Origin of the sequence: Campylobacter hyointestinalis subsp. hyointestinalis (assembly GCF_013372145.1) — a bacterium.
GTDB classification, from domain to species: domain Bacteria; phylum Campylobacterota; class Campylobacteria; order Campylobacterales; family Campylobacteraceae; genus Campylobacter; species Campylobacter hyointestinalis.
Genome location: NZ_CP053827.1, coordinates 1325499 through 1344778, shown reverse-complemented (window position 1 = coordinate 1344778; position 19280 = coordinate 1325499). Strand labels below are relative to the sequence as shown.

The following is a 19280-nucleotide window of genomic DNA, read 5'->3' as shown; positions in this document are numbered from 1 at the left end:
TACTACGGCGGTGGATTTTTAGGCAAATTTGATATGATCAAAAATTATTATTTAGAAGCGAGCGTAAGAGCTGGTAGGGTTTATTCGGACTATAAAAGTAGCGATATAAATCCAAGCCAAAATGCTGAGTTTGAAAGCTCTAGGATATACTGGGGTGGACATATAGGGTTTGGTAAGATATTTGAGCTAAATAGCGTTTCAAATTTAGATATTTATACGAAGTTTTTCGTAACTCGTTTGGGTAGTGATGAGATAGAAGTGATCGGTGAAAAGATCAAATATTACAACTCAAACTCTATCCGTGCAAGACTCGGAAGTAGGTATTCGTACTATTTAGATGATAATTTTGAGATTTATGGTGGAGCAGCGTTTGAAAGAGAATTTAACTCTGATGCAAAAGCTACAAATTTAACTCAAAATCAAGATCTAGTTTCACCTACCTTAAGAGGAAATACCGCTATAGGCGAATTTGGATTTAAATTTAAAACACCGTTTAAACCTTTGACTTTAGATCTAAATTTACAAGGGCTTACTGGTAAAAGAGAAGGAGTCACCGGCGGAATAAATGCGGAGTTTAAATTCTAACAAAAAAACATAAAAATTTGTAGATAACTACTACAATAACGATTTATATAAATTTGATAAACTTTGGTTTCGTACGGTTTAACCTAAACCATTCCAAGTTTATCAACATTTTACATTTTTGGCTTTAGCGTCTTGAGCTTCTCTAAAAAACTGCGCTCTAGAAAGTGGTTGCTCTCCAGGGTGGTGCTTGTTGAAATGCTTCAAATACTTTTCATATTGATGAAGTCCTATCAAAGGATAAAGGGCTTCATCAAGTTTTTCATACGCTTGCCAGACTTTTTTTAGTTTAGCAAACAGCATCTTTGTATTCACTCGCTTTTTTGTATTCGCTTTCCATAAGTGGATAAGCTTTATCGTTACCGTCTTTGTAAATTCTAAAACAGATCCTAAAAGTTTGCACTGCTACTACGACTACAACTATCATAAAAAATCCACATAAGACTGCGTCTATTACGTTGTTTCTGATGACTGCTTCGGTCTTAGCTATCGCAGCTGGATCGGTTAATGTTTCTAGCTTTTTAGCCATATTCTGAGCAGTTGCTACGTGGCTTACTGCGTCATGAACTCTATCTCCGTTTGCTGGAAGTAGTTTTTGGAATGCTGCGTACATAGTAGTTACCAAAACCCAAACAAGAGGAGCGATTGTAACCCATGAGTATTTTGCTTTACCCATTTTAAATAATACTACGGTTCCAAGCATAAGGGCGATGCCAGCTAGCATTTGGTTTGATGCACCAAATAACGGCCAAAGAGTAAATATACCGCCCATAGGATCAGTAACGCCACTATAAAGCAAGTATCCCCAGCCAGTGCAACATATAAAAGTAGCAACTACACCGTAAAATAAATTTTTTGTATCGCCCATAGGTTTATAAACGTTACCTAGTATATCTTGTATCATAAATCTACCGGTTCTTGTTCCAGCATCAACCGCTGTTAGGATAAATAATGCTTCAAACAGTATCGCGAAGTGGTACCAAAAAGGCATTGCTTCAACTCCACCCATTATCTCGTGGAATAGAAGTGTTAAACCCACTGCAAATGTAGGCGCACCACCGGTTCTGCTCATCATAGTTTCTTCGCCAACGCTTTTTGCAAGACCTAAGATCTCTTCAGGCGTTACGGTAAATCCTAAATTTGTTATATAAGCTGCGGCGCTTGCTGCATCTAGTCCAAGAAGAGTGCTAGATGTGTTGATAGAAAAGTAAAGTCCAGGGGTGAGTATGGTAGCAGTGACCAAAGCCATAACACCTACAAGACTTTCCATAAGCATAGCGCCGTATCCGATAAATAGTGTCTCGCTCTCTTTTTCGGCAAGTTTTGGAGTAGTTCCGCTTGAAATCAGAGCGTGGAAACCTGATATCGCACCACAAGCTATAGTGATAAATAAAAATGGAAATAGTGGTCCAGGAAATACTGGTCCAGTACCGTCCGTAAATGAAGTAACCGCAGGCATTTTAATCTCAGGTCCAACTATAAGTATAGCTATAACCATACCAACTATAACGCCGATTTTTAAAAACGTACTTAGATAATCGCGTGGTGCAAGCAAGAACCATACAGGAAGTATAGCTGCTATAAATCCATAAGCTATAGTAAGCCATGCTAGAGTTGTGCCTTTTAGAGAAAATACATTGCTCCAAAATGGATCTATCGCTACATAGTGACCGCCAAGTAGAGATATCATAAGAAGAGCAAAACCGATGATAGAAGCCTCTATGACTTTACCAGGACGTAAAAATCTCATATAAATTCCCATAAATATAGCAATAGGAATAGTCATAGCTATGGTAAATAATCCCCAAGGAGAATCAGCTAGAGCTTTTACGACAACCATAGCAAGTATAGCTACAATGATAAGCATAATAAAGAAAATTCCTATCATAGCAACGCCGCCGGTAAATCCGCCAAGTTCTTCTTTTATCATTTCGCCAAGGCTTTTACCATTTCTTCTTACAGACATAAATAGTACGATAAAGTCATGTACGGCTCCTGCTAAAACGACACCGACTAAAAGCCATATCATACTTGGCAAGTAGCCCATTTGAGCCGCAACTACCGGGCCTACAAGTGGACCAGCTCCTGCAATGGCTGCAAAGTGGTGACCAAAAAGTACGTATTTGTTTGTAGGAGTATAGTCTCTACCGTCATTCATAGTGTAGGCTGGAGTAGCACGGTTATCATCTAGTCTAAGAACCTTAAAAGCGATAAATCTTCCATAAAACGTGTAGCCGATCATATAGATACAAATGCTAGCTACAACTAGCCATGTTGCGCTGATACTCTCGCCTTTGTTTAGCGCCAAGACACCAAAAGCCCAAGCACCGATAATGGATACGAGTACCCACAGAAGTTTTTGATACAACTTCAAATTCTCTCCTTTTGTTTTAAAATCTTTAGTAGCGTTCATTTTCTTATAAATTTGCTTAAAACTTCTTATTGATTTGTGATAAATTTAAAATTATTATATAATATCGTTATATTTGTGTAGAAATTACACAAATTTATTTGATAATAATTATATCTATATGACTTTTTATGTTAAGTTTGTATGATGTATAATATAAAAAGTATAAATTTAGGATAAGAGATGAATATAAAAGTAAATTCAAATATAGTAGAAGTAGCAAAAAGTATCAGTCTAAAGCAGTGGCTAGAGCAAAATGGTTATAATCTAGAGCTTATCGCTGTGGAATGCAACAAAGAGATCGTACGAAAAACGAAGTGGGAAGAGTTTTTGCTAGAACCTGATATGAGTTTAGAAATCGTAGAGTTCGTTGGAGGCGGATGATTTGGTCTAGCTTATCGCCTAGCATTTTACCAATACTCAGTCAAATAAAAATAAATATTTCACATACTTTTTCATAGTTAAAATAAATTTAAATAGGACAAATAAAATCATAATTTAAATAAAACTTACTTTATATAAGTTATAATTCCAAAATGAAAAATATAAGAGTAAATTCCAAAGATTATAAAACTTGCGTAAAAGATTTAGCTGGACTTAAAGCTGAGTTAAATATAGTTGATGAACTAACGATATATAAAGGTTTTAGCGTTAGTGAAAATCTAGAGATCAATGACGGAGATAGCATAGTTTTTATCAAAAAAGGACAGATGCCGCCACTCCAGTGTTTAGAAGAGATGATGAGTTCAAGAAACTCTCCTGAAGTAACCAAAGCTCTAAAACAAGCAAAAGTAGGTGTAGCAGGTCTGGGAGGACTAGGAAGCAGTGTAGCTATAGCTCTTGGACGAGTAGGGACAAGGTATTTAAAACTAGTTGATTTTGACACAGTAGATCCATCAAATTTAAATCGCCAACAATATTTTATAAAAGATATCGGACGCTTTAAAACAGAAGCTCTTTGTGAGACTATGGGGCTTATAAATCCATTTGTAAAAGTTGAGTTTGAAACCATAAAGCTTGATGAAACAAACGTAAATGACGTTTTTAAAAACTGCGATGTCGTGTGTGAATGCTTTGATAATCCAACTTCAAAAGCTATGCTCATAAACTCGCTAAAAAATAAAGAGATAGTAGCAGCTAGTGGAATGGCTGGATATGGTAGGAGCGAAGAGATAAAGACGCTAAAACTAGCAAAAAATTTATATATATGCGGTGATTTAGTCAGTGCGGCTAGTTTAGGAAATGGACTTATGGCGCCACGTGTTGGGATATGTGCGATGCATCAAGCAAATAAAGTTTTAGAAATATTAATTAATAAGGTAAAGCAAGATGGATAAATTTATTTTAGGCGGAGTAGAGTTTGGGTCAAGATTTATAATGGGATCTGGTAAATTTAACCCAGAGCTTATAAAAGCTTGCGTAGAAGAGGCTAAAGTAGATATAGTAACTCTAGCTTTAAGGCGTGTAAATAAAGATAAAAATGAAAGCATAACCGAGTTCATACCAAAAAATGTGACACTTCTACCAAACACTAGCGGCGCTAGAAATGCAGATGAAGCTGTGCGTATAGCAAGGCTTTCAAGAGAACTTGGATGTGGAGATTTTATAAAAGTAGAAGTCATCAAAGATACTAAATATCTATTTCCAGACAATTTCGAGACCATAAAAGCAACTGAGAATTTGGCAAAAGAGGGCTTTAAAGTACTTCCTTATATGTATCCAGACTTAGTCGTTGCTAGGGATTTAGTAAGTGCTGGAGCGAGTGCGGTTATGCCTTTAGCTGCTCCGATTGGCTCAAATAAAGGGCTGATAAACCGTGAAATAATTCAAATTTTAATCGATGAGATAGATATACCTATCATAGTAGATGCCGGTCTTGGAAGACCGAGCGAGGCTTGCGCGGCTATGGAGATGGGGTGCGCTGCTGTGATGGCAAATACGGCCATAGCAACAGCAAATGACATAAGAGCTATGGCAAGAGCTTTTAGCCAAGCCGTAATAGCCGGTAGAAGTGCGTATTTAGCAGGACTTGGGAGAGTAAAAAGCATAGCAGATGCAAGCTCTCCACTAACTGGATTTTTAAGGGATTAAAATGCGAGATAGAAGCGACCATATGAAATATCTCGAAAACCAAGAAATCATAGACCATAGCGTTATGGATAGGATCTTAAAAGAGTGGCAAGAGAGCGACTTTGATAGTTTTTCTAGTGAAGATGTTTTAAAAGCAATTAGTAATGATAAGATAAGTCTTGATGATTTTAAAGCTTTACTAAGTCCGGCTGCGGCACCTTTTTTAGAAGATATGGCTAGGGTTGCAAAAAGCGTAAAAGAGCGATACTTCGGCAAAAATATCTATCTTTTTACTCCACTTTATATAGCAAATCATTGCGATAATAACTGCGTTTATTGTGGTTTTAACGTTCATAATGAGATAAAAAGAGCGCAGCTTGATGAAAATGCTATCATAAAAGAGCTTGAAAATATTGCAAAAAGCGGACTTCAAGAGATACTTATATTAACTGGTGAAAGTCAAAGTAAAACACCAGTTAGTTATATAGGTAGAGCTTGTGAGCTTGCAAAAAGATATTTTAATGTGGTTGGAGTAGAAATTTATCCGCTAAATAGTGATGATTACGCATTTTTACATAGATGTGGAGTTGATTTTGTGACTGTGTTTCAAGAGACGTATAATCCCGTAAAATACGAAAAGATTCATCTTGAGGGCAATAAACGTATTTTTCCATATAGGCTAAACGCTCAAGAAAGAGCTTTGATGGGCGGTATGAGAGGCGTGGCGTTTGCAGCTTTGCTTGGGATAGATGATTTTAGAAAAGATGCTATGGCAACAGGTCTTCACGCCTATTTGCTTCAGTCAAAGTATCCTCATGCTGAGATATCCATCTCTGTTCCTAGACTTCGTCCTATCATAAATAATAAAAAAATCAATCCGCGAGATGTAGGTGAAAAAGAGCTTTTGCAAGTTATTATGGCTTATCGTCTATTTTTGCCTTATGCAAATATCACTCTTAGTACAAGAGAAAACGCTCATTTTAGAGATCACGCTATAAAACTTGGCGTGACAAAAGTATCTGCTGGAGTGAGCGTGGCTATCGGTGAGCATGGCGGAAAAAAAGAAGATGATAGAGGCGACGGTCAGTTTGAGATAAGCGATGAAAGAGATGTCGTAGATATGAAAAAATCAATCATAAATGTAGGTCTTACTCCTGTGATGAGTGATTATATATATGTTTGATTTAAATTTTTTAATAAGATCAAAATAGGTTTTTTGCACTTAGTGGCACGGCTAAAATGCTAAAGCCACTTTGCAAAAACTGTTTTGAAAAATTCCAAAAATCAAAAAATTCATTTTGAGTAAATTTAAACTCAAACTCACAACCATCAAGCGTAAAGTCTTTTGATATCTCGCTTAAATTTGACTTTTCAAAATAGTGTAAAAATCTACTTATCAAAGCAAAAGGTACAAAAAATCTACACTCATCTTTTATCTCAAATTTGATTAATTCTGCGTTAGCTATAGCTAAATTTACGCTGCTACTATACGCTCTAACTAAGCCACCAACGCCAAGTTTTATTCCACCAAAATATCGCACTATAAAAACTGCGACATCTATGAGATCAGCGCCACGCAGAGCATCTAAGCTGGGCGCACCTGAACTTCCTTTTGGCTCCCCATCATCGCTTAAGTTTTCTACGATTTGTAAGTATTTGTTGTAATGCCTATAGGCCCATACAATATGGACTGCTTTTTGATGCTCTGCTTTTAGCTGTTTATGTAGATGTTCAAACTCGTAAAATGGGCATAGATAGCTTATAAAAGTTGATTTTTTTATCTCTTGTTTTTGTGAATAAATTTGTTTTATGCAAAACATATAATCCCCAAATATTTTTGAGGATTATATAAAAAATTTACGAATTTTCGCAAGAGCGATCAAAATTTCTTCTTCTTAACTTCATTAACTATAATATCAGCAATACCTTCTACTTCTTTAGTAACTCTATTAGTATCACTTGCTATAGTAACATTTTGTTTAGTTAGCTCATCAACGCTTACTACGCTATGACTTATTTGATTTATAGCTTCTGTTTGCTCATTGATACTTTGAGATACTTCATTTATGCTTTGACTTAAGATATTTACATTTGCTTCAATCTCTCCTAGAGATTTTTGAGTTCTCTCAGCTAGTTTTCTAACTTCATCTGCAACTACTGCAAATCCACGTCCATGCTCTCCAGCTCTGGCTGCTTCAATGGCAGCATTTAGTGCTAAAAGATTTGTTTGATCAGCAATATCTCTTATGATAGTTATGATGTTTTTGATATCTTCGCTTTGTTTTATAACTTCAGCAGTTCTTTCATTTATAGCTTCCATAGAACTACTCATCTCTTCAACAGCAGCTGCACTTTCTTGAAGACTATCTGATTGAGATTTAGTTGAAGTATTTAAACTATCTACTAGAGTTTTTAGACTATTTGCTTTTTCTTGTAGATTATTTGCTTGAGCTAGGTTATCGCTTAGCATCTTTGTGATCTCATTACCAAGTAGATTAGTTACTTTTTCTACTTCACCTTTAGCCTCTGGTATCTTACTAGTGAAGTCTAAATTCTTAAAGCTATCAAACGTGTTTTGAATAACGTTTATATCACTTCCTATCTTTTGTTCTAATGCAGATAACATATTATTTAATACATCTTTTAATTGATTTAATCCTGGTGATGCTGGTTTAGAAGTTATTCTTACACTTAGATTTCCGTTTTCTACCTCTTTTGCTCTTTGAAGAGACTCATTTACAGCTATAGAGTCTTGATTTAAATTCTCTTTGACTAAATTTATGTTTTCATTGATCATTTTAGCCATTACTCCAAACTCATCATTAGAGTTTAGTTTTATATCTTTTGGATTGTTATTTTTATGGTTTAGGAAGTCAAAGAAGTTTTTGAGACCATCATTTATAGATTTGATGGAATTTATAAGGTATATTTTTGAAAACCACAATATTAAGCTTGAGAGAATTATTATCGCTATTATCAGCACTGAAGCATACATAACTAAGGCATTTACCGTTTCTTCAAAACCGGCTCGATTTGTCTCTTCTACTTTGCTTAGTTTGTTCATTTCATCTTGCATTGCTTTTTTTAAGCTTCTCCAAATTACGGTTATATCTTTGATATCTTGATCAGATATTTCTTTGTTTGATTTTATGTTATCTAAAAAGCTTTGGTTTTTTGATGCAAAAGCGTTAAATACATTTTGCAAGATATCGTTTTTACCGGCTTCTTTTAGATAGTCATTTGTATTTTTGATAAAACCGTTTAAAGAACTTTCTAAATTCTTAGCCGCAGTCTCTTCGTAGCCGAAGATATTTAAATTTCTTATCGCAACGCTTGTTTGATAAGCTTCTATCAATCCTACGTTTAGATAATCGTATTTGTCGTTTGTGCTTGTGTAAGTTTCAAAAGAAGAATTTGCTTTTGAAAGTAAAATTTCTATAGATATAAATAGAAAAACTAATAGTGCTGCGATAGTAAATATTATCGATATCACTTTAGCGTTTAATGACTTCATGTCTGCTCCTTTTGCATTTATGTATTTGATAAATTGATTATAAAGTAGAAATTTAAATAAACTTTATTTAAATTTAAAAGTAATCATAAGTATGTATTATAAATTTATTTTTATACCCCCCCCGATATATGATTTGTATATTTGTTTGAACTAATACCTGGCATACAAAACTTTCGATATTTTCTTGAAATTATAACAAAAATTATATTTAAAATGTTATAAATTTGAATACTATATTCAAGTAAAATCAAAATTTATCGGTGAGGGATCGTCTAGTAAATACTCTAAATTTACTACATATCGCCAAATAAAGCTTTTAGGTTTTTGAGTCCCTCTTCGTTGTTTATCTCTTTTGCCGCGCTTCCTACTTCATGAAGCTCTATCTCATAACCAGTTAGCATACTTGCAAGGCGTATATTTATGCCACTACTTCCTATGGCTTTGCTTTTTTGCTCTGCTACTAGTGAGACTATGGCTTTATTTCCTTCTATCTTTACTGAGTTTATGATAGCAGGAGCTAAAGACCTAGCTACAAAGATAGTTGGCTCGCTACTATACTCGATAGCATCTATATTTTCACCGTTTAGCTCTGCGCTCACTGCGTTTATACGAACGCCTTTTATGCCTACTGTAGCACCGACTGGATCTATGCTAGGACTATTTGAGTATAGTGCTACTTTTGCTTTTTTACCAGGTATTCTAGCGCTGTTGTGTATCACTACGCCGCCATCTTTGATCTCTGGAACTTCAGCTTTTAAAAGCGCTTCAAGAAATTTAGGCGATGTGCGTGAAAGCTCAACTCTTATTCCATCTTTTTTATCTAAATTTACACTTTTTATGATAGCTTTTACTGTATTTCCAACTCTGAATTTTTCATCTTTTATACGATTTTTCATACTCATAACCGCGCGAATCTCATCTATCTCGATATAGGTATTTTCATCGCTATCTACTCTAGTGACAGTACCGAACACTAATGTATTTATTTTTGAGCTATACTTTTCATGAATTTTTTCTTCGATAAGTCTTTGTATGTGGTATTCTATCTCGCGTGAGAGAACTCCTGCGCCAGTACGTCCAAGACCGTCTATATTTAACTCATAGTTTAAACTATCGCCTATCTCAAGACTAGAATCAACTTCGTGGGCTTTTTTTAAGCTGATAAAATGCTCCTCATCAAGCCTTTCATCACTATCTTCTACTACAAGAATTTTTTGGTATAAATGGATACACTTCGTGAGCTGATCAAGAGTAGCTTCGTATTCGCACTGCGATCCATAAAGTCTTTTTGCGGCATTTACGAAAGCTATGCAAATTCTGTCTTTAACATCATCATAGCTCAAACCCTTTTCGTTTGCTATCGATTCTATAATATCTGAAATTTTTTCCATAAAAAATCCTTTGAAAATCTTTATTGAAAATAATAAATTTTGGGAGATTTAAAATTTGCAAGTACGATATTTTAACTAATCTTTACTTTTATTTTCTTTAAGTCTTTAGGAAAGATATTTTAAATTTAAGCCTTGTTTTAAACGAAATTTAACTCAAATTTTGCTATGCTCACGAGTTAAAACTATACAAAATAAAGGATAGATGATGGAGTTAAAGTTAGCTAGGACAGAACTTGATAATAAACCAAAAACTATAAGCTTAGATAAGATAGAAGCCGCAGTCGCTAAAGATGGTGGTAAAATATTTTATTTTGATAAAGAAAACTCTCATAAAGAGCTGATCGGTCTAGTTGAGTATTTTGAGGAAAAAGGCCTTAGCGTTTATCACAGAACGGTAAAATACGGTCTTGATGAAAATGACTATATGTATGAGGTTCATATCCTTTGAGTAGCGTAAAAAAGAAACTTTTCATCCAAACTTTAGGTTGTGCGATGAATGTCAGAGATAGCGAACATATCATCGCAGAACTAAAAGAAAAAGAAGATTATGAAGTAACGCATGATTTGCAAAGTGCAGATCTGATCCTCATAAACACTTGCTCAGTTAGAGAAAAGCCAGTTCATAAACTTTTTAGTGAGATCGGAGCTTACGAAAAAGCTAAGAAAGCAGGTGCTAAAATAGGAGTTTGTGGCTGCACTGCAAGTCACCTTGGAAGTGAGGTTTTTAAAAGAGCGCCTTATGTTGATTTTGTTCTTGGGGCAAGAAATGTTTCAAAGATAAGCATAGCTGTAAATACGCCTAAATTCGTAAGTGTAGATATAAATCACGATGAGAGCGAGTACGCTTTTGGAGATTTTCGCTCAAGTCCATATAAAAGTTTCGTAAATATAATGATAGGTTGCGATAAGAAATGTACGTATTGTATAGTGCCTCAAACTAGGGGTGATGAGATAAGCATACCAAAAGATATTATTTTAAATGAAGTAAGAAAAGCGGCTAATGGCGGTGCAAAAGAGATATTTTTACTAGGTCAAAACGTAAATAATTATGGCAAAAGGTTTTCTGGAGCTCATGAAAAACTCGATTTTAGCGATCTTTTAAATTTGATAAGCGAAGTTGATGGTGTAGAGAGGATTCGTTTTACTAGTCCGCATCCTTTACATATGGATGATAAATTCTTACAAGTTTTTAGCAAGAATCCTAAAATTTGTAAATCAATGCATATGCCTTTACAAAGTGGATCAACTGCGATTCTTAAAGCTATGAAAAGAGGTTATAGTAAAGAGTGGTTTATTGAGCGTGCTTTAAAATTAAGAGAACTTTGCCCAGGCGTTGCTATATCAACTGATATCATAGTTGCGTTTCCTGGTGAGAGTGAAGCTGACTTTGAAGATACGTTGCAAGTTATGGAAAAAGTCAAATTTGAGCAAATCTTCAGTTTTAAGTACTCGCCTCGTCCGCTTACTCCTGCTGCTGTGATGACAAACAAGATCGATGAAAAAACAGCTAGTGCACGCTTAGCCTTGCTTCAAGATCTGCACACTAAAATGCTAGATGAGATAGTCGCTACTCAGATGGGAGCTGTGCATGAAGTATATTTTGAAGAGCTAAGAGAAAACGCAAGTGTAGCTGGAAGAAGCTCAAATAATTTTTTAGTTCAAGTAAAAGGCAGTGAAGAGCTTTTGGGTAAATTAGTACAAGTTAAGATAACAGATCCAAAAAGAATGGTTTTATATGGAAAAATCATTTAAAGATAGATTGTTTATTAAATTTGCTTCTATTGTGATTTTTTGTATATTATGGGCGATTTATCTGACTTGTAAAAAGAGATTTATCGGTAATCCCGTATCAAAAGAGCCATGCGTAGTACTTTTTTGGCATGGAAAACTTGCAATGTTTCCTTTTGTATTTAAAAGATGGTGGCAAGGCAAAAATGCAAAAGTCATCATCTCAGACCATAAAGACGGTAGGGTAATAAGTACCGTATCGAGTTATTTTGGTATAGGAACTATAAGAGGAAGCTCTAGTAAAGGAGCTCTTAAGGCTCTTTTACAAGCTTTTAGAGAGATAAAAGCCGGTGTTGATGTAGTCATAACTCCAGATGGACCAAGAGGGCCAAGACATAGTATAAGTGATGGTTGCGTCGTAATACCTCAAAAAATGGAAGTAAATATAGTGATTTTAAAATATACAGCTACTAATTTTTGGCAGTTTAAAAGCTGGGATAAGATGATTTTGCCAAAACCATTTAGTACGATTACTTATACTTTGAGTGAGCCTTTTAGCGTAGCTAATTTAGGTCTAGACGAGGCTAAAGAACTCATAGCAAAACATATGCAAGAGTCGTAAAGTGTTTTTAATGCTAAATTTGATACCATACATAACAAAATTTAAGGTTAGATATGACTTCTTGGATTAGAAAATTTTTGCCAAGTCTTTATATAAGCGTTTTAGCAGAAAATAAAGAGTGTCAAATTTACGGTCAAGTCATCAAAAACGGAAAAGTTATAAAGACTGTAGAAGCGGTTTTTGATTGTAGTAATTATAAAGTCGATCCTAATTTTAACGCTTATCTTAAAAATCAAGAAAATTTAGCTCACTGGACTTATGTCGGTACGCTTTTAAATAATTCAAAACACTGGGCTTTACCAGTAAGCTCCAAAGATGGATATACTAAATTCAATATAAATTATAACTCGGTAAATATAGTAACTATGGCTGGGGGCTGGTCTATTTTCGTATATAAAAATGAGATAGAAAAAATGCAAGCATTTTTTAATGATATGCAGCCAAATCTTATATATTCGCCATTTGCTCTATTGTATGAGAAAATCAAAAATAACCTTGAAAAAAATCAAAATATCTTATATGTATATAGTCTAAAAGAGAGTTCTGCTTTGATGATATTTGACGATACAAAGATGCAGTTTTCAGCATTTTTTAAAGCTTTTAAAACAGTTGATGACTTAATAGACGAAAAAGAGCTAAAAGCAGAGGATACTACAGATATCGAAAATATTATCTCTAAAGAAGAGGATAAATTCAACGAATTAGATAGCCTAGAAGATCTGGGCAATGTGGTTAAAAACTCGCAAAAAGATGATTTTGAAGATATTCAAGAAGGTGCTACAAGAGATCTAGAAGAGTCAGTCAGAGATATAGGAAAAGAGACTTTTTTGTTAAATAACATTCGTTCTGCTATAAATGAATACTATAAAAATGAGCTGTACGATAGTAATTTTATAGATAAGATAATCATCTACGATAACAACAAACTAGATAAAAGTTTTATAGATATTTTAGAATCTGAGTTGATGATAAATTCTTATATAAACGAAGTAGATACTATAAAAGATATGAATGAATTAATGATAAGAGAGCTAAATGTATGAGTTATAGTTTTATAAAACCTAAACTAAAGCCTATATTTTCTATGTTTTCTAAAATTTGGATCATGCTTATAATTGCAGTTGTTTTTATCTTTTTTTGTATAAATATAGCTATAAAATTTGGTGCTTACTCACTAAATACAAATAGCCAGTCCAAGCAAGAAAAATATGATAGTATAGTTTCGCAGATCACTGAAGTCAAAAAAGAGATTGCAGTTTTGACTAGCAAGAGAGACGCTGCTTTAAATATATATTCATCAAACAATATTTTAAAAAAAAGCTTGCAGAATTTATTTGATTTAGTGCCCGATTCAGTAACCCTAAATAACGTTTTTTTAGATAAAAATTTGCTCATTATAAAAGGTGTAACACCATCAAAAGATACTTATCAACTTCTTATGGAAGCTCCTTTGAAGTCTATATTTTCATCTTCAAGCACAACTTTTTATCAAATGCCTAATGGTTGGCTAAATTTTATTAGCACAAATAAGATCGAAAACTCAGAGGGATTTAATGAATAAAGATAGAAGTTTAGAAGAGATAGATATCCTTAAGTTGCTATTTTATGCACTATTATTTATAGTTGTTTGTATAGTGATGGTTTTTGCTTTTTTAGTACCAAGTATAAAAGATTATAAAAATGCGAAGATAAATAATAATGATAAAGCAGTAAATTTATATAAGATAGAGCAAGTTTATAATGGCGAATACTTAAACCTAAAAAATCTAAAACAAAAAAATGAAAAGCCTTTGGACGCGATATCTAGCCGTTTTAACGAGATTAAATTCGTAGCTCAGACCGGTAGATTTTTTAGCAATGTAAAGCTATTTGGACTTCCTAAAGAGAACAAAGACGAGAAATTTTTAAGATATGAGTTAAACGTTACTGGTTCTATCAAGAGTCCACAAAATTTTTATAATTTTCTAAATTTTGTAAATGAGTATGAAAACATAATAAAAGTTGATTTTCCTATCTCTATGCAAAGTGATGGAAATAGGATAGATACAAGCTTTAAGATAAAAGTTTATATGGGCGAAACAGATCTACAAGAGACCGATGAGAGTAAAGATAAGGTCTTATAAGTGGTGGAATTTTTAGTATTCTGCACTCTTCTTTAAATTTTTTATCCATTTTTTGCTTGTTCAGCGGCGATATGAAATAATGCGTATCATTAGAAGCTATGCAGATCTTGTGAGACATCACGCAGTCGCTTTTTTGACACAAAAGTCTTGATTTTTGGCTCATTAAAACACCTAGTCTTTTGGCTGCTTTATCTATAAGATTTATCGAATTTTCACTTTTTTTTACTATGAAAAACTCTCCATCATCATATATAAATTCTCCCAAAAGCATCTTTTTATCATTTCTTAAAAACTCAAAGCTCTTTGCAACTCCTTTGCTAAACTCGTTTATAAAAGCGTCGCTAAATTTTGTTCTCATATAGTTTCGTTTAAATTTAATATCACAATTTGAAATATCTGTAAAATACTTGATATCTCTTTCGTTTAAAAAATTTAGAATTTCATTTCTGCTTATATTTATAAGCGGTCTAGCTACACTAATTTGCTTTTTGATATTTTCAAATTTAGCCATTTTAGTTTCAAGCGGTTCAAAGCCGCATAAGTTTGCTATTCCAGCGCCCTTGCTAAGTTGCATAAAAAACCATTCTAAACAGTCATTTAGCTGATGAGCAAAGATGAGTGAGTTATAACCAAATTTTATACAAATTTCATCAAAAAAACTATGCCTGATATCGCGCGCCGTATTTTCAAAATTTGAGCCGTTTTTTAGATCCAAAGGAGCGGTTTTGATATAAATTTTTTTATTAAATTTCAAGCAAAGCTCTTTAGCGCTAGCTTCTTCTAAGTCGCTCGCAGCCCTTGTTTTGTAATTTACAAAAGCTAAGTCAAATTCCAGACCAAGCTCATTTAAAAGATAAAAAAGAGCTGTACTATCAACTCCGTGTGAAAATGCTAGCAAACATTTTTTATTTTTTAACGCGTCTAAATTTGATAGTTTAATGCTCAATGATCGTTCCTAAAAGTTTATCGCCATGAAAATCCGTGATCAAACAATCATAAATTTCGCCCACTTTAGGATCTTTTATTTGAGTATCATTTATGAGAATTTCACCGTCTATTTCCCTATCCCACACTATACTTTTAGCCCCAAAAAACATTTCGCCCTCACTGCTTATCCCATTTATTTGAACTTTTATAGTTTTATTTAGTAGATTTTTGAAGCTCTCATCAATGCTTTTTTTGATGATTTTTTCTATTTTATTTAGTCTTTTTGTTATAGTTTTTGGACTTATTTGTTCCATTTCGTAAGCAAGAGTATCTTCTTCTTTAGAATATGCAAAAGCTGAAATTCTATCAAATCTAAATTCACTCAAAAACTCGCATAATTCATCAAATCTCTCCTTGGTTTCGCCAGGATGTCCTACGATAACGCCTGTTCGTAAAAAGCTATCTTTTGCATTTCTCATTTTGGTCAAAAGCTCTTTTAAGCGCTCTTTTGATGAGCCTCTACGCATTATTTTTAACATATCATCATTTATATGCTGGATAGGCATATCAAAATAATTCACAAATTTATGTGAAGCTATGATGCGTTCTATCAAAGAGAGGCTAGCAGTAGTTGGATACAGATATAAGATCCTAGCTGCCTTTACGCCATCAATTTTTTCTATTTCGTCTATGAGGTTTATAAGTCCGCTTTCGATACCAAAATCTCGCAAAAATGAGCTAGTGTCTTGAGCGATGAAGCTAAAGTCGCTAAAGCCGTCTTTTATGAGTGCTTTTACCTCATCAGCTATACTTTCTATGCTTCTGCTTTGAAGTTTTCCTTTAAATGAAGGGATCGCGCAAAAGCTACATTTTTGGTTGCAACCCTCGGCTATTTTTATGTATGCGTGGTAGCTAGACCCTGTTATGATACGTTTTGTATTGCTTTTTTGTAAGTAAATTTCAGGACTAAATAAACTTTGCTTTTTAAGGATAAGCTCATCTATCTTAGCATAGTCTCCAACTCCGCTAAATATATCGACTTCTGGAAGCTCGCGCATAAGCTCGTCACGATATCTCTGCATCAAACATCCTGTGACTACTAGTACGCTATTTTCTTTTTTATAACTTGCGAGTTCAAGTATAGCTCTTATGCTTTCTTCTTTTGCGCTCTCTATAAAACCACATGTGTTTACTATCATAACATCGGCATTTTTAGGGTCATCAACGATATCATATGAGCTAAGGCGTCCTAGCATTATCTCGCTATCGACTAGATTTTTATTGCATCCAAGTGAGACTAAATATAAGTTTGGCATACTACACCCACAGATTGTCTATAAGACGGGTTTTGCCTACGTAGGCTGCTACTAAAATAATGCTATTTCCCAAAATGACTTTTTCTATTGTTTCAAAGTCTCTATTTACGATTTCGGCATAATCAACCTTCAAAGGCTCCAAAGACTCTTGCATAGCTGTTTTTATGACTTTTGAGTTTAACTCTCCTGCTTTTATTAAATTTGAAGCTTTCATAAGTGCTCTTGAGAGTTTGAGTGCGTAGCAAAGCTCACTATCGCTAAGATATGTATTTCTTGATGAAAGTGCTAGTCCATCACCTCCTCTTACTATCTCGCACGGAACAATCTCTAAATTTAAAAAGAAGTTTTTTACCATATTTTGTACGATAGTAAGCTGTTGAGCATCTTTTTTTCCAAAATACGCTCTATCTGGTCTGATGAGGTTAAAAAATTTGTTTAAAACCCTGCATACTCCATCAAAATGCCCTGGGCGTAAAACGCCCTCAAGTACACTTGAGAGATGTTTTGGTGCTAGTATTAATGGTTCGTCTTTTGCATATATTTCGCTCTCTTTAGGAAAGAAAACGGCTGATGCACCGCTAAGAGAACAAATTTTTATATCTGTTTCCTCATTTCTTGGATAAGTGCTTAGATCTTCTCCTGGTAAAAACTGAGTTGGATTTACGAAAATACTTACTATTGTATTGTCATTTTGTTCTACTGATTTTTTGATTAAAGATGCGTGACCGCCGTGCAAAGCTCCCATAGTAGGGACAAATCCGACGCTTCCTTTAGCATTTTTGCGCCATTCTAAGACTTCGCTTACGCTTTTTAATATTTGCATTTTCCTGCTCTTTATAAAGAATTTTTAATCGCTTATTTTAGCATAATTTTCTTAAAGGGCTTTAACTAAATCTTCTGATTTTATGAAAATCAAAAATAGCTATAACTAAATTTTAACCAAAAATAGGGTAAAATTATGAAAAATTCAAGGAATAAATTTGGACAATTACGAATACACAGAACTATTAAAAAAACTAAATACAAAAATAGAAAATATCAGCTCTATCGTCAAGCCTGAGTTTATAGAAAAAAGATTGTGTGAGATCACGGCTTTAGAAAATGATCCTGCTTTTTGGAATGACATTAAAAAAGCCAGTGAAATACAAAAAGAAAAGACAAAAATAGTCGGTATGTTAAATAAATTTAGAGCTGCAAAAAGTGCTGTGGATGATGCTCTTGATCTTTATGAATTAGCAAATAGCGAAAACGATGAAGAGACGCTTTCTTCACTTTTTGATGACGCTTCTAGCTTAGAAGATAAGATAACGAATTTAGAAATTTCTATGATGCTTAGTGGTGAAGACGACAGCAAAAATGCCATAGTTAGCATACATCCAGGAGCAGGTGGAACAGAGAGTAATGATTGGGCAAGTATGCTTTATAGGATGTATTTGAGATTTTGCGAAAGAGAAGGATTTAAAGTCGAAACTTTGGACTTTCAAGAAGGCGATGAAGCTGGATTAAAAGATGTAAGCTTTATCGTAAAAGGCGAGAATGCTTATGGGTATCTAAAAGCCGAAAATGGTATCCACCGCCTTGTTAGAACTAGCCCATTTGATAGTGCAGGACGTCGCCATACAAGCTTTTCAAGTGTAATGGTAAGCCCTGAAGTCGATGATGATATAGCTATAGAAATAGAAGATAAGGATCTTAGGTTGGATTATTATAGAGCTAGTGGAGCAGGCGGACAGCATGTAAATAAAACAGAAAGCGCGGTACGTATAACTCACATACCAACAGGTATTGTAGTGCAGTGCCAAAATGACAGAAGTCAGCATAAAAACAAAGCTACTGCTATGAAAATGCTAAAATCAAGGCTTTACGAATTTGAGCTTATGAAACAGCAAGAAGCAAATAACGCCATAGAAAAAAGTGAAATAGGCTGGGGTCATCAGATACGCTCATACGTGCTTTTCCCGTATCAACAAGTCAAAGACAATAGAAGCGGCGAAGCGTACAGCCAAACAGATGCTATACTTGATGGTGATATAAAAAAGATAATAGAAGCTGTTCTTATAAGTCAAAAAAGTACTAATGAATAAATTTAACAACCCAAAAAAATAAGGAGAAAAAATGAGTTTAGATTTGATCTTAACAGGTCTTGGATACAATATAAATGATGCTTTGTTGCAGCAAGTAAAAAGGATTTTATCCGCTTGTGATTTTGATGAAAACGAAATTTCACATATTTTAAATTTAAATGATAAGTTAAAGTTGCATTTTGCTTTTGTAGCTATATCAAATAGCGAAGATGTTTTTAAGATCAAATGTGAATCAAACGACAACGAGATCAAAAAAGCTTTTAATGATATCGTTAGCGAATGGGCATTAAAATATAAATTTAAAATCAAAAAACTAGATGGCAAGGAAACATATTATATTATTGGTCGTGCGTAAGGATTAAAAAGCTAGTTTAGACGATCATTTGTCAGATGAGATATCTTAAAATGATGCTTATCAAGTTGGTGGTGTCTAAATATAATGTGCTTAGCCTAGCCTATATAGATTTAAATTTAAAGTTTAAATTTACGTATCGGTTGGGCTATAAACTATAG

The 19280-nt window shown here is 34.0% G+C and carries 20 protein-coding genes and 1 pseudogene; 13 read left to right on the top strand and 8 right to left on the bottom strand.

From position 1 onward, the window contains the following. Positions 1-3: 3 nt before the first annotated feature. A pseudogene (locus tag CHHT_RS06945) lies at positions 4-585 on the top strand (autotransporter outer membrane beta-barrel domain-containing protein); the annotation flags it as partial. 102 nt (positions 586-687) lie between these two features. On the opposite strand, the gene kcuS reads toward CHHT_RS06945, so the two are convergent. Further along, positions 688-885 (bottom strand): KCU-star family selenoprotein, encoded by a 198-nt coding sequence (kcuS, locus tag CHHT_RS06940; RefSeq protein WP_051663796.1) that lies wholly within the window; start codon positions 883-885, stop codon positions 688-690. Continuing rightward, the gene (locus CHHT_RS06935) at positions 872-2995 is read right to left on the bottom strand and encodes a carbon starvation CstA family protein (protein WP_051663797.1); all 2124 of its coding nucleotides are present in this window, start codon (positions 2993-2995) and stop codon (positions 872-874) included. Before CHHT_RS06935 ends, kcuS begins: the two co-directional genes overlap by 14 nt. Before the next feature lie 180 nt (positions 2996-3175). Here CHHT_RS06935 and thiS point away from each other — a divergent pair, with 180 nt between their 5' ends. The 4 genes from thiS to thiH all read left to right on the top strand — a co-directional run bounded on the left by thiS (position 3176) and on the right by thiH (position 6245). After that, the gene (thiS, locus tag CHHT_RS06930; RefSeq protein WP_034963702.1) at positions 3176-3376 is read left to right on the top strand and encodes a sulfur carrier protein ThiS; all 201 of its coding nucleotides are present in this window, start codon (positions 3176-3178) and stop codon (positions 3374-3376) included. Between the two features lie 152 nt (positions 3377-3528). Next, positions 3529-4329 carry a sulfur carrier protein ThiS adenylyltransferase ThiF gene (gene thiF, locus CHHT_RS06925; protein WP_034963705.1) on the top strand — a complete coding sequence of 267 codons (801 nt, stop codon included), beginning with the start codon at positions 3529-3531 and terminating at the stop codon, positions 4327-4329. After that, the gene (locus CHHT_RS06920) at positions 4322-5083 is read left to right on the top strand and encodes a thiazole synthase (protein ID WP_034963707.1); all 762 of its coding nucleotides are present in this window, start codon (positions 4322-4324) and stop codon (positions 5081-5083) included. Before thiF ends, CHHT_RS06920 begins: the two co-directional genes overlap by 8 nt. Before the next feature lies 1 nt (position 5084). After that, positions 5085-6245: a 2-iminoacetate synthase ThiH gene (gene thiH / locus CHHT_RS06915; RefSeq protein WP_034963709.1), complete on the top strand. Its 1161-nt coding sequence runs from the start codon at positions 5085-5087 to the stop codon at positions 6243-6245. Positions 6246-6264: 19 nt separating this feature from the next. Here the strand turns inward: thiH and CHHT_RS06910 are convergent, their stop codons facing one another. From CHHT_RS06910 to nusA, 3 genes are all read right to left on the bottom strand, one after another. Beyond that, positions 6265-6882 (bottom strand): IMPACT family protein, encoded by a 618-nt coding sequence (locus CHHT_RS06910; RefSeq protein ID WP_034963711.1) that lies wholly within the window; start codon positions 6880-6882, stop codon positions 6265-6267. Between the two features lie 59 nt (positions 6883-6941). Continuing rightward, a complete protein-coding gene (locus CHHT_RS09295; RefSeq protein WP_115608581.1) occupies positions 6942-8576 on the bottom strand; it encodes a methyl-accepting chemotaxis protein in 1635 nt (544 codons plus the stop codon). Positions 8577-8869: 293 nt separating this feature from the next. Beyond that, complete coding sequence (nusA, locus tag CHHT_RS06900; RefSeq protein WP_034963385.1) at positions 8870-9967, bottom strand: transcription termination factor NusA; 1098 nt, start codon at positions 9965-9967, stop codon at positions 8870-8872. A 205-nt stretch (positions 9968-10172) separates the two neighbouring features. On the opposite strand from nusA, the gene CHHT_RS06895 reads away from it, so the two are divergent. Genes CHHT_RS06895 through CHHT_RS06870 form a run of 6 tightly spaced genes read left to right on the top strand, consistent with a single transcriptional unit; the run spans position 10173 to position 14440 of the window. Next, positions 10173-10415, top strand: a complete 243-nt coding sequence (locus tag CHHT_RS06895) for an HP0268 family nuclease (RefSeq protein WP_034963383.1) — start codon at positions 10173-10175, stop codon at positions 10413-10415. Further along, positions 10412-11719 (top strand): tRNA (N6-isopentenyl adenosine(37)-C2)-methylthiotransferase MiaB, encoded by a 1308-nt coding sequence (miaB, locus tag CHHT_RS06890; protein ID WP_034963381.1) that lies wholly within the window; start codon positions 10412-10414, stop codon positions 11717-11719. The genes CHHT_RS06895 and miaB overlap by 4 nt, the downstream gene beginning before the upstream one ends. Continuing rightward, positions 11703-12317 (top strand): lysophospholipid acyltransferase family protein, encoded by a 615-nt coding sequence (locus tag CHHT_RS06885; protein ID WP_034963379.1) that lies wholly within the window; start codon positions 11703-11705, stop codon positions 12315-12317. Before miaB ends, CHHT_RS06885 begins: the two co-directional genes overlap by 17 nt. Before the next feature lie 53 nt (positions 12318-12370). Next, positions 12371-13360: a DUF8341 domain-containing protein gene (locus tag CHHT_RS06880; RefSeq protein ID WP_034963377.1), complete on the top strand. Its 990-nt coding sequence runs from the start codon at positions 12371-12373 to the stop codon at positions 13358-13360. Next, positions 13357-13878 (top strand): hypothetical protein, encoded by a 522-nt coding sequence (locus CHHT_RS06875; protein ID WP_034963376.1) that lies wholly within the window; start codon positions 13357-13359, stop codon positions 13876-13878. The genes CHHT_RS06880 and CHHT_RS06875 overlap by 4 nt, the downstream gene beginning before the upstream one ends. After that, on the top strand, positions 13871-14440 hold the full coding sequence (locus tag CHHT_RS06870; RefSeq protein ID WP_051663785.1) for a hypothetical protein: 570 nt from the start codon (positions 13871-13873) through the stop codon (positions 14438-14440). The genes CHHT_RS06875 and CHHT_RS06870 overlap by 8 nt, the downstream gene beginning before the upstream one ends. Here CHHT_RS06870 and tilS read toward each other — a convergent pair. Genes tilS through panC form a run of 3 tightly spaced genes read right to left on the bottom strand, consistent with a single transcriptional unit; the run spans position 14370 to position 17506 of the window. Then, entirely contained in the window at positions 14370-15386 is a 1017-nt protein-coding gene (tilS, locus tag CHHT_RS06865) for a tRNA lysidine(34) synthetase TilS (protein WP_232051114.1), read from the bottom strand. The two genes, CHHT_RS06870 and tilS, sit on opposite strands and share 71 nt — an antisense overlap. Then, positions 15376-16683: a 30S ribosomal protein S12 methylthiotransferase RimO gene (rimO, locus tag CHHT_RS06860; RefSeq protein WP_034963373.1), complete on the bottom strand. Its 1308-nt coding sequence runs from the start codon at positions 16681-16683 to the stop codon at positions 15376-15378. The genes tilS and rimO overlap by 11 nt, the downstream gene beginning before the upstream one ends. Before the next feature lies 1 nt (position 16684). Then, a complete protein-coding gene (gene panC / locus CHHT_RS06855; RefSeq protein WP_074898818.1) occupies positions 16685-17506 on the bottom strand; it encodes a pantoate--beta-alanine ligase in 822 nt (273 codons plus the stop codon). 157 nt (positions 17507-17663) lie between these two features. Between panC and prfB the strand changes: the two genes are divergently transcribed. Both prfB and CHHT_RS06845 read left to right on the top strand, forming a co-directional pair. Then, on the top strand, positions 17664-18767 hold the full coding sequence (gene prfB, locus CHHT_RS06850; RefSeq protein WP_034963371.1) for a peptide chain release factor 2: 1104 nt from the start codon (positions 17664-17666) through the stop codon (positions 18765-18767). 31 nt (positions 18768-18798) lie between these two features. Beyond that, complete coding sequence (locus CHHT_RS06845) at positions 18799-19122, top strand: hypothetical protein (protein ID WP_034963369.1); 324 nt, start codon at positions 18799-18801, stop codon at positions 19120-19122. The last annotated feature ends 158 nt before the right edge of the window (positions 19123-19280 follow it).

Excerpts from the sequence above, each read along its gene's own strand:
- thiF (WP_034963705.1), top strand. The coding sequence starts at position 3,529 with ATGAAAAATATAAGAGTAAATTCCAAAGATTATAAAACTTGCGTAAAA.
- CHHT_RS06885 (WP_034963379.1), top strand. The coding sequence starts at position 11,703 with ATGGAAAAATCATTTAAAGATAGATTGTTTATTAAATTTGCTTCTATT.
- nusA (WP_034963385.1), bottom strand. The coding sequence starts at position 9,967 with ATGGAAAAAATTTCAGATATTATAGAATCGATAGCAAACGAAAAGGGT.
- CHHT_RS06920 (WP_034963707.1), top strand. The coding sequence starts at position 4,322 with ATGGATAAATTTATTTTAGGCGGAGTAGAGTTTGGGTCAAGATTTATA.
- CHHT_RS06880 (WP_034963377.1), top strand. The coding sequence starts at position 12,371 with ATGACTTCTTGGATTAGAAAATTTTTGCCAAGTCTTTATATAAGCGTT.
- CHHT_RS06875 (WP_034963376.1), top strand. The coding sequence starts at position 13,357 with ATGAGTTATAGTTTTATAAAACCTAAACTAAAGCCTATATTTTCTATG.
- CHHT_RS06895 (WP_034963383.1), top strand. The coding sequence starts at position 10,173 with ATGGAGTTAAAGTTAGCTAGGACAGAACTTGATAATAAACCAAAAACT.
- CHHT_RS06845 (WP_034963369.1), top strand. The coding sequence starts at position 18,799 with ATGAGTTTAGATTTGATCTTAACAGGTCTTGGATACAATATAAATGAT.
- CHHT_RS06910 (WP_034963711.1), bottom strand. The coding sequence starts at position 6,882 with ATGTTTTGCATAAAACAAATTTATTCACAAAAACAAGAGATAAAAAAA.
- rimO (WP_034963373.1), bottom strand. The coding sequence starts at position 16,683 with ATGCCAAACTTATATTTAGTCTCACTTGGATGCAATAAAAATCTAGTC.
- CHHT_RS06935 (WP_051663797.1), bottom strand. The coding sequence starts at position 2,995 with ATGAACGCTACTAAAGATTTTAAAACAAAAGGAGAGAATTTGAAGTTG.
- kcuS (WP_051663796.1), bottom strand. The coding sequence starts at position 885 with ATGCTGTTTGCTAAACTAAAAAAAGTCTGGCAAGCGTATGAAAAACTT.
- CHHT_RS06870 (WP_051663785.1), top strand. The coding sequence starts at position 13,871 with ATGAATAAAGATAGAAGTTTAGAAGAGATAGATATCCTTAAGTTGCTA.
- thiS (WP_034963702.1), top strand. The coding sequence starts at position 3,176 with ATGAATATAAAAGTAAATTCAAATATAGTAGAAGTAGCAAAAAGTATC.
- CHHT_RS09295 (WP_115608581.1), bottom strand. The coding sequence starts at position 8,576 with ATGAAGTCATTAAACGCTAAAGTGATATCGATAATATTTACTATCGCA.
- panC (WP_074898818.1), bottom strand. The coding sequence starts at position 17,506 with ATGCAAATATTAAAAAGCGTAAGCGAAGTCTTAGAATGGCGCAAAAAT.
- thiH (WP_034963709.1), top strand. The coding sequence starts at position 5,085 with ATGCGAGATAGAAGCGACCATATGAAATATCTCGAAAACCAAGAAATC.